Origin of the sequence: Conyzicola lurida (genome assembly GCF_014204935.1) — a bacterium.
Lineage (GTDB): Bacteria > Actinomycetota > Actinomycetes > Actinomycetales > Microbacteriaceae > Conyzicola > Conyzicola lurida.
On the sequence record NZ_JACHMJ010000001.1, the window covers coordinates 3,522,667 to 3,538,030 of the forward strand.

General features: G+C 69.1%; 13 protein-coding genes. 10 read left to right on the forward strand and 3 right to left on the reverse strand.

What is annotated here, in order from left to right:
• The first annotated feature begins 50 nt into the window (after window positions 1-50).
• A complete protein-coding gene (locus HD599_RS17205; protein WP_343062142.1) occupies window positions 51-1,532 on the forward strand; it encodes an LCP family protein in 1,482 nt (493 codons plus the stop codon).
• A gap of 202 nt (window positions 1,533-1,734) precedes the next feature.
• On the opposite strand, the gene yczE is transcribed toward HD599_RS17205, so the two are convergent.
• Window positions 1,735-2,412: a membrane protein YczE gene (gene yczE / locus HD599_RS17210; RefSeq protein ID WP_184239900.1), complete on the reverse strand. Its 678-nt coding sequence runs from the start codon at window positions 2,410-2,412 to the stop codon at window positions 1,735-1,737.
• A 62-nt stretch (window positions 2,413-2,474) separates the two neighbouring features.
• Between yczE and yczR the strand changes: the two genes are divergently transcribed.
• The 3 genes from yczR (at window position 2,475) to HD599_RS17225 (ending at window position 7,662) form a co-directional block, all read left to right on the forward strand.
• Window positions 2,475-3,905 (forward strand): MocR-like transcription factor YczR, encoded by a 1,431-nt coding sequence (yczR, locus tag HD599_RS17215; protein WP_184239902.1) that lies wholly within the window; start codon window positions 2,475-2,477, stop codon window positions 3,903-3,905.
• A 169-nt stretch (window positions 3,906-4,074) separates the two neighbouring features.
• The gene (locus HD599_RS17220) at window positions 4,075-7,185 is read left to right on the forward strand and encodes an efflux RND transporter permease subunit (protein WP_184239903.1); all 3,111 of its coding nucleotides are present in this window, start codon (window positions 4,075-4,077) and stop codon (window positions 7,183-7,185) included.
• A 9-nt stretch (window positions 7,186-7,194) separates the two neighbouring features.
• Window positions 7,195-7,662: an NUDIX hydrolase gene (locus tag HD599_RS17225; protein ID WP_184239905.1), complete on the forward strand. Its 468-nt coding sequence runs from the start codon at window positions 7,195-7,197 to the stop codon at window positions 7,660-7,662.
• On the opposite strand, the gene HD599_RS17230 is transcribed toward HD599_RS17225, so the two are convergent.
• Window positions 7,659-8,108, reverse strand: coding sequence for a GNAT family N-acetyltransferase (locus HD599_RS17230; RefSeq protein ID WP_343062144.1), 450 nt, complete (start codon window positions 8,106-8,108; stop codon window positions 7,659-7,661). The genes HD599_RS17225 and HD599_RS17230 overlap by 4 nt on opposite strands.
• A gap of 329 nt (window positions 8,109-8,437) precedes the next feature.
• Here HD599_RS17230 and HD599_RS17235 point away from each other — a divergent pair, with 329 nt between their 5' ends.
• The 3 genes from HD599_RS17235 to HD599_RS17245 all read left to right on the forward strand — a co-directional run bounded on the left by HD599_RS17235 (window position 8,438) and on the right by HD599_RS17245 (window position 11,431).
• On the forward strand, window positions 8,438-10,570 hold the full coding sequence (locus tag HD599_RS17235; protein WP_184239908.1) for a DEAD/DEAH box helicase: 2,133 nt from the start codon (window positions 8,438-8,440) through the stop codon (window positions 10,568-10,570).
• Window positions 10,571-10,700: 130 nt separating this feature from the next.
• Window positions 10,701-11,075 (forward strand): nuclear transport factor 2 family protein, encoded by a 375-nt coding sequence (locus HD599_RS17240; protein ID WP_184239910.1) that lies wholly within the window; start codon window positions 10,701-10,703, stop codon window positions 11,073-11,075.
• On the forward strand, window positions 11,072-11,431 hold the full coding sequence (locus HD599_RS17245; protein ID WP_184239912.1) for a nuclear transport factor 2 family protein: 360 nt from the start codon (window positions 11,072-11,074) through the stop codon (window positions 11,429-11,431). Before HD599_RS17240 ends, HD599_RS17245 begins: the two co-directional genes overlap by 4 nt.
• A 37-nt stretch (window positions 11,432-11,468) precedes the next feature.
• Here the strand turns inward: HD599_RS17245 and phoA are convergent, their stop codons facing one another.
• A complete protein-coding gene (gene phoA / locus HD599_RS17250) occupies window positions 11,469-13,154 on the reverse strand; it encodes an alkaline phosphatase (RefSeq protein ID WP_184239914.1) in 1,686 nt (561 codons plus the stop codon).
• Window positions 13,155-13,370: 216 nt separating this feature from the next.
• On the opposite strand from phoA, the gene cysK reads away from it, so the two are divergent.
• The 3 genes from cysK (at window position 13,371) to HD599_RS17265 (ending at window position 15,350) form a co-directional block, all read left to right on the forward strand.
• Complete coding sequence (gene cysK / locus HD599_RS17255) at window positions 13,371-14,303, forward strand: cysteine synthase A (protein ID WP_184239916.1); 933 nt, start codon at window positions 13,371-13,373, stop codon at window positions 14,301-14,303.
• A gap of 1 nt (window position 14,304) precedes the next feature.
• Window positions 14,305-14,847, forward strand: a complete 543-nt coding sequence (gene epsC, locus HD599_RS17260; protein ID WP_184239918.1) for a serine O-acetyltransferase EpsC — start codon at window positions 14,305-14,307, stop codon at window positions 14,845-14,847.
• Window positions 14,848-14,921: 74 nt separating this feature from the next.
• Window positions 14,922-15,350, forward strand: a complete 429-nt coding sequence (locus HD599_RS17265; protein ID WP_184239920.1) for a GNAT family acetyltransferase — start codon at window positions 14,922-14,924, stop codon at window positions 15,348-15,350.
• Window positions 15,351-15,364 lie beyond the last annotated feature (14 nt).

The window sequence follows — 15,364 nt, forward strand, 5'->3', positions numbered from 1 at the left end:
TTCTGGGGAAAACCGGCGATTCTGCTCAGGATCCGTGGTTACCCTGCCATGTGACCAATCGCCCGAGCTCCTACGACGACTTCCCACTGCCGGTGGATCCGTCGCTCGCCGGCGGGTCCGCCGCGGGTGGTCTGCCGCCCCAACCGCCCGAGCCCCCGGCACCGACACGGCCCCGTAAAAAGCGCCGCCGCGTCATCCGCTGGGTCGTTCTCGGAGTCGTCGTCGCGCTGATCGCCTCCGGCGGCTACGTGTTCTACAACTACCAGCGGTTCGTCGGCGGGGTGACCCGCGTCGACGCGATCGAGGAATCGACCACCGAGGACTTCGACGGCACGGCCCAGAACATCCTGCTGGTCGGCGACGACCACCGGCCCGACGGCGCCACCGACGCCGACCTGGCGAAGCTCGGCACCGAGGCCGACGGCGGCGGGGTCAACACCGACTCGCTCATGGTGCTGCACCTGCCCGCCGACGGAAGCTCGGCCACGATCGTCTCGATTCCGCGCGACTCGTACGTCGACGTCCCGGGCTACGGCAAGAACAAGATCAACTCGGCCTTCTCGCTGGGTGGCGGCAACGACGACCCGGTCGGCGGTGCGCGCCTGCTGATCCAGACGGTGCAGAACCTCACCGGCCTCACGATCGACCACTACGTGCGCGTCTCGCTGCTCGGTTTCTACAACATCGCCGACGCGCTCGGGCCGATCGACGTCTGTCTGATCAACCCGGTCAACGACCCGTACTCGACGCTCAACCTGCCGGCCGGCGTCTCGACGCTCAACGCGCAGCAGGCACTCGCCTTCGTGCGGCAGCGCCACGGACTCACCAACGGCGACCTCGACCGTACGGTGCGACAGCAGTACTTCCTCACGGTGGAGGCGCGCAAGATGCTGTCGGCCGGGACGCTGCTCAACCCGTTCAAGCTCGGCAACGTGCTCGACGCGGTGAGCTCGTCGATCGAGACGGATTCCTCACTCAACTTCATCGACCTCGCGACGCAGATGCGCGGGCTCAGCGCCGACAACATCACCTCGGCCACCATCCCGATCCTCGGTACGCCGACCATCCGGGTCAACGGCAGCGACCTCTCTATCGTCGAGGTCGACACCGCGTCGATGCCCGCGTTCATCGACGGGCTGGTCGGAGGCCCGACCGCGTACGAGAGCGCCGTCGCCTCCGCACCCGGCGAGGTCACCGTCACGGTGCTCAACGGCGGGGCCGCTGACGGAGCAGCTGCCGCCGCGACCGAGACCCTCGTGAGCCTCGGCTTCGTCGGCGGGACTCCCGGGTCGACGACCCCGACCGCGACGACGACCGTGCAGTACCCGGCCGGGCAGGAAGCCCAGGCCAAGGCCGTTGCGGGCGTGCTCGCCGGTGCCGCGGTGGTCGAGTCGGCCGACGTCGCCGGTGTGACGGTGGTGCTGGGCGGCGACGGCATCGCACCCGCGGCCGTGGTCGAGGCTCCCGTGGCCGAGGTCCCGGTAGAGGAAGAGGCCGGCACGACCTACGCCGCGGGAGCCTGCATCAACTGATCGCGACCGGTGGCCCCGTAGGCCGCCCGCGGCCGTATCGAAACCCGGCGGGTTGAGCCCGTCGAAACCCAGGATGTCGACGGCTCCGACCCACCTCAGCGCTCGAGCGTCGGCACCGCCCGGTACCCGTCGCGCGCCGTCACGACCACGGTCGCGATGACCGACCACGCGACGAGCGAGGCGTAGGCCACGATGACGCCGGTCATGAGAGCGCAGGTTTCGGGGTGTCGGGCGCTTCGACAAGCTCAGCGACCGGGGTTTCGACGGGCTCAACCCGCGTGGCGGCAGGGGTCGGCACGCGCAGCCAGGGCAGTGTCACCCCCACCATCGGTCCGATGAACAGGGCGAAGGCGAGCGTGCCGAGTCCCACGTTGCCGCCGAGCAGCCACCCGACGGTCAGTACGGTCACCTCGATGGCGGTGCGCACCTTCCAGATCTTGAAGCCCCAGCGGTTGTGGATGCCGGTCATCAGGCCGTCGCGCGGTCCTGGCCCGAACCGGGCGCCGATGTAGAGGCCGCTCGCTATGGCCAGCAGGGCGAGCCCGCCGGCGAAGAGCAGCACCTGCTCGAAGACGTTGGCCGCCACGGGCAGCACGGCAAGCCCGAACTCGGCCGCCGGGCCGAGCAGCAGCACGTTCGCGACGGTGCCGATGCCCGGCTTCTGCCGGATCGGGATCCAGAGCAGCAGCACGAGCGCCCCGATGATGTTGACCAACAGGCCGAACGGCAGCCCGGTCTGCTTGGCGACGCCCTGCGACAGCACCTCCCACGGCGGCACCCCGACGGCGCCGCGGATCATCATCGAGAGGGCGAAGCCGTAGAAGAAGAGACCGACGAGAAGTTGGAGGATGCGGCGGGCCAATAAGGCGGACGTGTTCATAAAGGCAATCCAATTACTCAATTGGACTTACGGCAAGATGCCAATTGACGTAAAGTGGCCCCGTGAATATTGTTTCCGCCCGCGCGTTGGACCTCATGCTCGACAGCTGGAGGGCCTCCGGCTCGACCCCCGCCTACGAGGCGCTGGCCGATCGCATCCGCCTGCTGATCCTCGACGGTCGCATCGCGCTCGGCGTGCGGCTGCCCGCCGAGCGCGATCTCGCCGCCCAGCTCGGCGTCAGCCGCACCACGGTCGCCGCCGCGTACGCGGAGCTGCGCGACCGCGACTACCTCACGAGCGTGCGCGGCTCCGGCAGTATTGCGCGGCAGCCGCACGGGGTGGCGGCACCGAACGAAGCGCCGAGCTCCGGCATCCTCGATTTCAGCAAGGCCAGCCTGCCCGCCCTGCAGCAGCTCGCCGACGCGGCGGCGACCGCCGTCGAACAGCTGCCCGCCTACCTCGGCGGTACGGGCTTCGACCCGGTCGGCTTGCCCGTGCTGCGGCAGGCGCTCGCCGACCGGTACACCTCGCGCGGTCTGCCGACCAGCCCCGATCAGATCATGGTCACCATCGGCGCCCAGCACGCGATCGCCCTGCTGGCGCGCACCCTGCTCGGCCGAGGAGACCGTGCGCTCGTCGAGGCGCCGAGCTACCCGCACGCCATCGACGCGCTCAAGGCCGCGGGCGCGCGACTCGTGCCGGTGTCGGTCACCACCCACGACGGCTGGGACGAGGAGGCGCTCGAGCAGGCTTTCCAGCGCACGAGCCCGTCGCTCGGCTACCTCATGCCCGACTTCCACAACCCGACCGGTCGCAGCATGTCGGCCGCGCTGCGCGAGAAGACCCTGGCGCTCGCAGCCCGGCAGGGCACCACGCTGATCGCCGACGAGACGATCGGCGAACTCGGCATGGACGACGTCGAGCCGGTGTTGCCGTTCGCCGCCTACGGCGCGGTCGACACCCAGGCGATCCTCGTCGGTTCGGTCGGCAAGACGGTGTGGGGCGGCGTGCGCGTCGGCTGGATCCGTGCCGAACGCTCCGTAATCCAGCGCCTGATCCGCGAGCGTGCGAGCGGCGACCTCGGAACGCCCGCGCTGGAACAGCTCATCGTGACGAACCTTCTGGGCGACTACGACTCGGTGCTCGAAACGCGGCGCCGACAGCTGCGCGCGGGCCGCCACACCCTCGCCCGCCTGCTCGCCGAGAAGATCCCCGAGTGGGAGATGCCGCACGTCGCGGGCGGGCTCACTGCGTGGGTGAACCTCGGCGCGCCGGTCAGCTCGCAGCTCACCCTCGCCGCGCGCAACGAGGGACTGCAGATCGCCGCCGGTCCGCGCTTCGGCATCGACGGCGCGTTCGAGCGTTTCCTGCGGATCCCGTTCTCCTACTCGGAAAGCGACACCGAGCGCGCGGTCGACGCGCTCGCCGTGGCCTGGCGCAACGTCGGCCGGCACTCGATCGCCGACACGGGCTGGCTCGCCGAGGTCGTCTGACCGGTGCCGGCGTCGCCGACGGGCCGGTCAGCTTCATCCCGCGGGAGTATGGGCGATCCGGCATGACCGCGAGATAATCGACAAGCACACCGGCGTGCACTGATTCACCCTTTGCTTGCGGCCGAGTCACAGCAGCACCGCCGCCCAGCGCACCCACCAGGAGTTATCCGTGCACCTTTTGTCCGTGTTCAGCCTGCGCAACCGAGCGCTCATCGCGCTCGTCACCATCGTCGTCGGCATTTTCGGCGGGGTCGCGCTGACCTCTCTCAAGCAGGAGCTCATCCCGTCGCTCTCGCTGCCGCAGATCTTCATCGTCACCACCTACCCCGGTGCGACGCCCGAGGTCGTCAATGAAGACGTCTCCACGCCGATCGAGACCGCGATCCAGGCCGTGCCCGGGCTCGACACCACCACGGCGACCTCGAACGCGAACTTCTCCACGATCACGGCGGCGTTCGTCTACGGCACCGACATCACGACCGCGGAACAGAAAGTGCAGCTGGCGATCAACCGCCTCTCCTCTCAGCTGCCCGACAGCGCGGACACCCAGGTGCTGAGCTTCAGCCTCAGCGACCTGCCGGTCATCCAGATCGCCGTCACCAGCGACCTCGACCCGCGCGACCTCTCGGCCGCCCTCGAGAACTCCGCGATCGCCGACATCCGCCAGCTCGACGGGGTCAGCGACGCGAGCCTGCTCGGCGCGACCACCCAGCGCGTCACCATCACGCCCGACGCCACGGCGCTGCTCACCGCCGGTCTCAGCACTCAGGCGATCCGCGACGCGCTCGACGCCAACGGCGTGCTGCTGCCCGCCGGCGAGATCACCGAGAACGGCGAGACCCTCACCGTGCAGGCCGGCTCGCGCATCCAGTCGACCGACGACATCTCGAGCCTGCCGCTGCTCGGCGGCAGCGCGGACTACACCACCATCGGCGACGTCGCCACGGTCACCCTCGCCGACGACCCGGTCACCGGCATCTCCCGCGTCGACGGCGAGCCCTCGCTCACCATCGCCGTCACCAAGTCACCCGCCGGCAACACCGTCGAGGTCTCGCACCTCGTGCAGGACCTGATCCCCGAGATCGAGGAGTCGCTCGGCTCCAACACCAAGCTCACGGTCGTCTTCGACCAGGCGCCGTACATCGAGGAGTCGATCAACAGCCTCGCGGTCGAGGGCCTGCTCGGACTCGTCTTCGCCGTCATCGTGATCCTCGTCTTCCTCCTCTCCGTGCGCTCGACGCTCGTCACGGCGATCTCGATCCCCGTCTCCGTGCTCATCACCTTCGTCGGCATGCAGGCCTCCGGCTACACGCTCAACATCATCACCCTGGGTGCCCTCACGATAGCCATCGGCCGTGTCGTCGACGACTCGATCGTCGTGATCGAGAACATCAAACGACACCTCGGCTTTGGGGAGGACAAGGGGAGCGCCATCCTCGCCGGCGTCAAGGAAGTGGCCGGCGCCGTCACGGCGTCCACCGTCACCACGGTCGCCGTCTTCCTTCCGCTCGCCCTCGTCGGCGACGTGACGGGCGAGCTGTTCCGTCCGTTCGCCCTGACCGTGACGATCGCTCTGGCCGCGAGCCTCTTCGTCTCGCTGACGATCGTGCCGGTGCTCGCCTACTGGTTCCTCACAGTGAAGCCGCAGGCCAAGCACTCCGGCGCCGTCCCCGCCGACGTCGAGCACCGCGACGAGCTCGAGAAGCCCACCCGTCTGCAGCGCGCCTACCTGCCGGTCATCCACTGGACGCTCAAGCGCCCGCTGATCACCCTGCTCTCCGCGCTACTCGTGCTCGTCCTCACCGGACTCGCCGCGCCGCTGCTCAAGACCAACTTCATCGGCGACAGCGGGCAGAACACGCTGACCGTGAGCCAGACGCTTCCGCTCGGCACCAGCCTCGAGGTGCGCGACGAGGCGGCCATGAAGGTCGAGGACGTGCTCGCCGAGATCCCCGGCGTCGAGACCGTCCAGCTGTCGCTCGGTTCGAGCGGAAGCTCGCTCGCCGCCGCGTTCTCCGGGGGTGGGGCGACGACGTTCTCGCTCACCACAGACGCCGACGCCGACCAGGAGGAACTGCAGGCGACCGTGCGCGACGCCGTCGCCGACATCGACGACGCGGGCGAGATCACTCTCGCCGCCGCGGCGTCGGGCTTCGCGTCATCCGACATCGAAGTCAACATCAGCGCCAACAACTCGGCCGACCTCGCTGCCGCGTCCGACGCAGTGCTGGCCGAGGTCCAAGACCTCGACGTGGTCGCCGAGGCGTCGAGCAACCTGTCGGTCTCGCAGCCGTTCATCTCGATCACGGTCGACCGCGAGAAGGCGGCCCGCGCCGGCCTCAGCGAGATCGCGGTCGGCGGCATCGTCACCGAGGCGATGAACCCGAGCGCCGTCGGCAGCGTCGTCATCGACGAGAAGACGCTGTCGATCTACATCGACAACGCGAGCGCGCCCACCACGCTGGCCGAGATCCAGGCGTTCGTGATCCCGACGATCACCGGCCCGCAGCCGCTGTCGACGATCGCCACGGTCGAGCAGTCCGACGGCCCGGCCAGCATCACGACCATCAAGGGCATCCGCAGCGCCACGGTGAGCATCACCCCGAGCGGCGACGACGTGGGAACCGCCTCGTCGACGGTCGCCACCGCGGTCGACGGCGCCGACCTGCCCGCCGGCGCGACCGCCGAACTCGGCGGCGTCACCTCGCAGCAGAGCGACGCGTTCGGCCAGCTCGGCCTCGCGCTGCTCGTCGCCATCCTCATCGTCTACGTCGTGATGGTCGCGACCTTCAAGAGCCTGCGCCAGCCGCTGCTGCTGCTCGTCTCGGTGCCGTTCGCCGCGACCGGCGCGATCCTGCTGCAGGTGGCGACGGGTATCCCCCTCGGCGTCCCGTCGCTCATCGGTGTGCTGATGCTCATCGGTATCGTCGTGACCAACGCGATCGTGCTGGTCGACCTGATCAACCAGTACCGCGAACGCGGCATGAAGGTGGGCGAGGCGATCGTGCACGGCGCGAGCCGCCGACTGCGCCCGATCCTCATGACGGCGCTCGCCACGATCTTCGCGCTGCTGCCGCTCGGCATCGGCCTCACCGGCCACGGCGGCTTCATCTCCCAGCCGCTCGCGATCATCGTGATCGGCGGCCTCGTGTCGTCGACCGTGCTGACTCTCGTGGTGCTGCCGACGCTGTACTACGTGGTCGAGGGCGCCAAGGAGCGCCGGGCGGACAAGCGAGCGGCGAAAGAGGCCGCCGCCGAGACCGAGGAGTCCACCGCCTAGGCTCGACCCATGGCAATCCCCGACTTCGTCCTGGCCCTGCGCGAGAAGATCGGGCACGCACCGCTCTGGCTGTCGGGGGCGACCGCCGTCGTACTGCGCGGAAACGACGTGCTGCTCGTGCGCCGCTCCGATACCGGCGCGTGGACCCCGGTCACCGGCATCATCGACCCCGGCGAGCAGCCCGCGGCCGCCGCGGTGCGCGAGACGCTCGAGGAGGCCGATGTCGTCGTCACCGCCGACTCCCTCGCCTGGATCCAGGTGATCGACACCATCACCTACGCGAACGGCGACCAGGCGCAGTACATCGACTTCGTGTTCGGCTGCAGCTATGTCTCGGGCGACCCCTTCCCTGCCGATGGCGAGAACACCGACGCCGGCTGGTTCCCGCTCGACGACCTGCCCGAGATCGGCGAGAACATGCTCGCGCGCATCCGCAGCGTCGTGGAGTTCACCGGCACGACCAGATTCGAGATCTAGATCGTCTTCTCCATGCACACGCTCGACGGGTCGTCGGCGTAGCGGCCGAACCGGTCGATGTGCACGTAGCCGTGCTTGAGGTACAGCCCGATGGCGTCCGGCTGCTCGAGGCCGGTCTCCAGACGAATACGAGAGACGGATGCCGCGGCCGCCAGCCCCTCGAGCCTGGCCAGCAGCGCGCCCGCGACGCCGCGCCCCCGATGTGACTCGGCCACGAACAAACGCTTGATCTCGGCGGTGCCGTCGCCGTTGTCGACGAGGGCGACGATGCCGGCCAGCCCCTCGTCGCGCGCGACGAGGAAGCTCACGCCGGGCTGCTCGAGCGAGTCGACGTCGAGCGAGTAGTAGCTCTCGGCGGGGTAGAGGCTGAGCGCGTACTCGTCGGCGCGGCGCATGAGCGCGAGCACGTCGGGCTGGCGCGGGGGCTCGATGGCGATGGTGGTCACCACCCCACGGTAGCGCGGCTTCACGGAGCGTTTTCTGCGGCTGCGGCATCCCGCCCCACGACCCGCCGGCAGAAAGTGATGGCGTTTTCTCTGGGCATGGACTAACGTAGACAGGTCGGCTCAAGACAGCACGCATGGCGTGTATGGGTTTGTAAGTCTTAGAGGCCGGTTTCCCCAGCGCATCCGCTGCGGAAAAATCACACGAATGTATGTGACGGCCTCGGTCAAAGACTGCCCGGGTTCAGAAGTGCAACGCTCGCGATATCCACGATCGCGCAAAGCATCTGCACGTGTACTTTCACGTAACTGATACAACCCAGGAAAGAACTATGTCTCCTTACTCCAAGCCCGACTACAACCGGGCCGACCGCGACAACAAGAAGCCGTACAGCCCCCGTGGCGGCGACGCGCGTAACTCGCGCCCCGACCAGGGCGGCGCACCCAAGAAGCGCTGGACCGGCGACGACCGTGCAGCACGCACCGGCGACCGTCCCGCATCGGGCGACCGTCGTCCCGACTGGAACCCCCGCGAGAAGCCGGCCTACGGCGACCGCCCCAACCGCAACAACGGCGCCCCGCGCTCCGAGCGTCCCGCCTACGGCGACCGTCCGGCCCGCTCCGCGTACGGCGACCGCAACGAGCGTCCCTCGTACAACGACCGTCCGGCCCGCTCGAACAGCGACCGCCCCTCGTACAACAACGACCGCCCGAGCTACGGCGATCGTCCCGCGCGTCCGTCCTACGGCGACCGCACCGACCGTCCGGCGCGCACCGAGCGTCCCGCCTACGGCAACGACCGCCCGTCGTACAACGGCGAGCGTCCCGCGACGAACGACCGCCAGCCGCGCACCCCGTACAACGAGCGCCAGGGCCGCACCGAGCGTCCGTCGTACAACAACGACCGTCCCTCGTACGGCGACCGTCCGGCTCGCACCGACCGCTCGTCGTACAACTCCGAGCGTCCCGCCCGCACCGAGCGTCCCTCGTACAACTCGGACCGCCCCGCGCGTCCGTCCTACGGTGAGCGCACCGAGCGTCCCTCGTACGGCAGCGACCGCCCGGCCCGCACCGAGCGCCCCTCGTACAACTCCGACCGTCCGGCCCGCACGGAGCGTCCGTCCTACGGCGACCGCGGTGCCCGCCCGTCGTACGACCGCGCCGAGCGCCCGGCCCGCGACAGCAGCTACTACCCGTCGAAGGATGGCGCGGCCAACAAGTCGCACTCCGGCGGCGGCATGCAGGAAGACGTCGTCCTCGAGCGTCTCGAAGCGGCGGTCATCACCGCCAAGGACGTCGAAGGCGTGACCTTCGGCGACCTCGGTCTCGGCGCCAACATCGTGCGCCAGCTCGAGTCGATGGGTGCAGCGGCTCCGTTCGCCATCCAGGCGGCGACCATCCCCGACGTTCTCGCCGGCAAGGACGTCCTCGGCCGTGGCAAGACCGGATCGGGCAAGACCATCGCCTTCGGCGCACCGCTCGTCGAGCGCCTCATGGAGAACAACGGCGGCAAGGACCGCCAGGCCGGCCGCAAGCCCCGCGCCCTGATCCTCGCCCCCACCCGCGAGCTCGCCATGCAGATCGACCGCACGGTGCAGCCCATCGCCCGCAGCGTCGGCCTGTTCACCACGACCATCGTCGGTGGCGTGCCGCAGTACAAGCAGGTCTCCGCTCTGCAGCGCGGCGTCGACATCATCATCGCGACCCCCGGTCGCGTCGAAGACCTCGTTGAGCAGGGTCGTCTCGACCTCTCCAACGTCATCGTCTCCGTCCTCGACGAGGCCGACCACATGTGCGACCTCGGATTCCTCGAGCCCGTGCAGCGCATCCTCAAGGAGACCAAGGAGGGCGGCCAGAAGCTGCTCTTCTCGGCAACCCTCGACAAGGGTGTCGCCACCCTCGTGAAGCAGTTCCTGAAGAACCCGTCGGTCCACGAGGTCGCCGGTGAAGACCAGGCCTCCTCCACGATCGACCACAAGGTGCTCCTCATCGAGCAGCGCGACAAGCGCGAACTCATCCGTGAGCTCGCCGCCGGCGAGGGCAAGACCCTGGTCTTCACCCGCACCCGCGCGTTCGCCGAAGAGATGAGCGACTACCTGGAGGACGCCGGCATCCCCGCGACGAGCCTCCACGGAGACCTCAACCAGAGCCGCCGGACGCGTAACCTGCAGCTGCTCACCAGTGGCCGCGTGAACGTGCTCGTCGCTACCGATGTCGCGGCTCGCGGCATCCACGTCGACGACATCAGCCTCGTGATCCAGGCCGACGCACCCGAGGAGTACAAGACGTACCTCCACCGTGCCGGCCGTACGGGCCGCGCGGGCAAGGTCGGAACCGTCGTCACCCTCATCCCCCGTGCGCGTCGTCGCAAGATGGACGAGCTGCTCGAGCGGGCCGAGATCAAGGCCACCGTCATCCAGGCCGCCCCCGGCGACCAGACGATCGCGGACCTCGCCGCTCTGTAAGACCTCGGCGCCCCGAGCTTGTCGACGGGCCACCACACGACGGCGCTCATCCCTCACCGGGTGGGCGCCGTCGTCGTTTGCGCCCCGCAACCCCCTCGCGCCCGTCGGTGGCCGCCGGTACAACGGGGAGATGACAACCATCGACGAAGCGACCACCTGGGTCGAGGCCTACCGCGACGCGTGGCTGAGCAACGATGCCGACGAGGTCGGCGCGCTGTTCACCGACGACGCCGTCTACGAGTTCCGTCCGAACGACCCGGAGCCGTGGCGGGGCCGCGAGGCGATCGTCGCCGGCTGGTTGGAAGAACCGGACAGCCCCGAGACCTGGAAGTTCGACTTCGAGATCCGCGGCATTCTCGGCGACGGCACGGCCGTGGTGCAGGGCGTCACGGAGTACCTCGACGAGCGGCCCACGTACGAGAATCTCTGGATCATCCGGCTCGACCACGGGCAGGCCACGCACTTCACCGAGTGGTTCATGGTGCGGAAGGGCACCGAGTCATGACGACCGAGACCGACGTCACGGCGTGGATGGAGGGCTACCTCGCCGCGTGGACCACGAACGACCCGGACGACATCGGCGCGCTCTTCACCGACAACGCCGTCTACTACACGCGGCCCTACGGCGGGGCGGTGTTCCAAGGAAAGGACGCGATCGTCGCCGGCTGGCTCGAGCACCTCGACGAATCCGGCACCTGGACCTTCGACTGGCACCTGCTCGGCATCGCGGGCGACCGCGTGTTCGTGCGCGGTGTCACCGAGTACGCCGACTTCCCCGACTACGACAACCTCTGGGTCATCACGCTGACCGACGACGGCCGCGCCAGCGAGTTCACCGAATGGGCTGTCGCGCGGGAGTAGAGAGGAGGGGCCGCCGAATCGGCGACCCCTCCCGCGCCTACTTGCGGACGGTGAACTTCGTCGTCACGACTTTGCCGGTCTGAGCGCCCGTCACGGTCACGGTGTAGTCGCCCGGAGCCTTCGGTGCGGTGGTGGAGATCCGCGCCTCGCCGCCGATCACGTCGACCGTGCCCAGGTCGGTGCTGCCGATAACCGCGCGCACCTGCCTGTCGCCGCCGAACCGGCTCGCCGACACCGTCACTGTCGCGCCGGGCTTGACCCTGCGGTCGGTCTCGACGCGTGCGCCGTCGCTGAGCGCGACAGTGTTGCGGTCGAGCCGCAGCGAGTTGGCCACCGTGAAGAACGTGTCCGTCTGGTCGGTGAGCCCGACGACGTTCGACGCCCCGGGGCCGAAGCCGGCGATGCGCAGCTGCGATCCCGTGTGCTGCTGCGAGGCGCCCGCTCCCGCCGTGCCGTACGAGACCTTCATCGTCGTGCCGTCCGCCGTGGTCAGCGCGGTGCTGAGCGAGGTGGGAGGGGTGCTGTCCACGATCTGGCTCGAGTGCGCGTGGTCGGCGGTGACGATCACGAGGGTGTTGCCGTCCTTCTGGGCGAACGCGAGTGCGGCCTGGACCGCCTCGTCGAAGTCGACCGTCTCGCCGATCTGGCCGCAGGCGTCGGCCGAGTGGTCGCGCTTGTCGATGCTCGCGCCCTCGACCTGCAGGAAGAAGCCCTTCTTGTTCTGCAGCAGCGAGATCGCCTTCGAGGTGAGTGCGCTCAGCGAGAGGTCGGTGGTCAGCCGCTCGGGGTTGGGCTGGCAGGTGACCGGGGCGAGGTCGGCCCCGCCGACGGTCGCGGTCGTCGCCGCGTAGCGGGTCGGGAAGTTGCCCGGCGTGAAGAGGCCGAGCACCGGCGACTGCTGCGAAGCCGCTGTCACGGCCGCGAGGCCGGGCGCGTCATCCACCAGCTGATAGCCGCGTTCTTCGGCCTGCTCGAAGAGGGTCTTGCCCTCCCACTGCCCGGCTTTCGCCACCTGCTCGAACGATGCCGATCCGCCACCCAGGGTGACGTCGGGGCGTGCGCCCAGCAGTTGCTCGCTGATCGAGCCGAGGCCGCCGGCCGCGAGCGCGTCCGTGCCGCACGCCTCGCTGTCGGGTCCGTAGCATCCGCGCGCGCCGACGTGGGCGACCAATACGGCGGGGGTCGCGTCCTGCACCTCTGCCGTGCTCACGTTGCCCGTCTTCAAGCCGTTCGCCTTGGCGATCTCGAGCAGGGTGGGCTGGGGTGCGCCGTCGATGTCGACCGAAATGGCGCCGTCGTAGGTCTTCGTGCCGGTGGCCCAGGCGCTGCCCGTCGCCGCGGAATCGGGAACGTAGTCAGGCTTGCCCTTGTTCGCGCCGTCGCGGTAGAGCGAATAGGTCGTGTACTGGCCGGTCAGCGGCAGGGCGTCGATTCCCGGTAGCCGGCCGGCGGCGCCGTACTGGTAGTTGCGCGCGACAGTGATCTCCGAATCGCCCATCCCGTCCCCGATGAGCAGGATCACGTTCTTGGCGTTGCTGTTCTTGATGGTCGACCGCAGCGATTCGGCGCTGTCGGTGCCGCCGTGCCGCGAGGCCCCTCCGTTGCCACGGGGGTCGGGTTCGGATGGCGCGGCCGACGCGAGGCCGGGTGCAAGAAGTGTTGCGCCGGCGACCAGTGCGGCGATGGCCACCACTGTGCGTCGCCGTGAGGAGATGTCAGGCATGTCTGCTCCAAGTGCGATCGAGAATGCCCCTCGGATTCGGAGGCGATACCCAGACGACCGCTCCGGGGTGAAGATCCCGTGAATGTGGGGTGACGCCCCGGTCAACGGTGTGCCCCGAACGGGTTACACGGGTCGATGGCCGGGTATCACGGCGGCTAATCACTTCCCTAAGCTTGGCTTATTGCTTACGTTTCCCGGCGAAGAGAAAGAGGCCCCATGCCCATCCACAACGACATCACCGAGGTCTTCGGCAACACCCCGCTCGTTCGCCTCAACTCGGTCACCGAGGGCCTCGGAGCGACGGTGCTCGCGAAGCTCGAGTTCTACAATCCCAGCGCGAGCGTCAAGGACCGCCTCGGCGTCGCCATCGTGGACGCCGCAGAGAAGAGCGGCGCGCTCCAGCCCGGCGGAACCATCGTCGAGGGCACGAGCGGCAACACCGGCATCGCGCTCGCGATGGTCGGTGCGGCCCGCGGCTACAAGGTGATCCTGACCATGCCCGAAACCATGAGCAAGGAGCGGCGTCTGCTGCTCCGCGCGTACGGCGCGGAGCTCGTGCTCACCCCGGGCGCATCCGGAATGAAGGGTGCCGTCGACGCGGCGGCCGAGATCGTCGCCAACACCCCCGGTGCTGTGCTCGCCAAGCAGTTCGAGAACGAGGCGAACCCCGCGATCCACCGCGCCACCACCGGCCCCGAGATCTGGGCAGACACCGAGGGCGCGGTCGACATCTTCGTCTCCGGCATCGGCACCGGCGGCACCATCACGGGCACCGGCCAGTTCCTCAAGGAGCAGAAGCCCGGCGTTCAGATCGTCGCGGTCGAGCCGGCCGAGAGCCCCATCCTCAACGGCGGCGCCCCCGGTCCGCACAAGATCCAGGGCATCGGTGCCAACTTCGTCCCCGCCATCCTCGACCGCGAGGTCTACGACGAGGTCATCGACGTCAACATCACGCAGAGCGTCGAGATGGCCCGCCGTCTCGCCGCCGAAGAGGGAATCCTCGCCGGCATCTCCAGCGGCGCCACGGTCACGGCGGCGCTCGAGCTGGCGGCCCGCCCCGAGAACGCGGGCAAGACGATCGTCGTGATCGTCGCCAGCTTCGGTGAGCGCTACCTCTCGACCGTGCTGTACGAAGACCTGGTCGACTGACGTGCCGTTCTCCCGAACGCGGGAGGACATCGCCACCGCGCGTCACCGCGATCCGGCCGCCCGCAGCGGACTGGAGGTGTGGCTCACGTACTCCGGTGTCCACGCCGTCTGGGGCTACCGCCTCGCCCACCGGCTGTGGGTGTGGCGGTGGTATCTGGCGGCGCGTTCCGTCTCGCAGTTCGTGCGCTTCCTCACCGGGGTGGAGATCCACCCCGGCGCCGTCATCGGCCGGCGCTTCTTCATCGACCACGGCATGGGGGTGGTGATCGGCGAGACCGCGGAGATCGGCGACGACGTGATGCTGTACCACGGGGTGACCCTCGGAGGCACGGTCGGCGTGCGTGAGAAGCGGCATCCCACCCTCGGCGACGGCGTCGTCGTGGGAACCGGCGCGAGCATCCTGGGACCGGTCACGATCGGCGCGCACTCGGTCGTCGGCGCCCAGGCCGTCGTGCTGGTGGATGCGCCGGAGGGATCGTTGCTCACCGGCATTCCCGCGACGGTGCGGTCGCGCACGCCGCACACGCCCGACTTCTACATCTAGCCACCGGCGGTCCCTGAGCCTGTCGAAGGGCGCCCTTCGACAGGCGCAGAGACCGGCTCTGTCAGAATTGCGTGATGCACCTACGCCCCTTCGAACCCCGCGACGAGGACTCCGTCATCGCACTCTGGACCGAGTGCGGCATCACCCGCCCGTGGAACGACCCGGCCAGAGACATCGCGCGCAAGCTCACGGTGCAGCCCGAGCTGTTCCTGGTCGGCGAGGCGGACGGCGAGCTGGTCGCGGCCGGCATGTTCGGATTCGACGGTACCCGCGGCTGGATCCACTACCTAGCCGTCGCGCCGAGCCGCCAGGGCGAGTCGCTCGGCCGCGCGGTCGTGACCGAGGGCGAGCGTCTGCTCACCGCCATGGGCTGCCCGAAGATCAACCTGCAGGTGCGGTCGGGCAACGAGCGCGTCATCGGGTTCTACCGCGCGCTCGGCTACCTGCCCGACAACACGGTGTCTCTCGGCAAGCGTCTGATCGAGGATGCCGCGCCCGAATGAACCGCGAATAACCA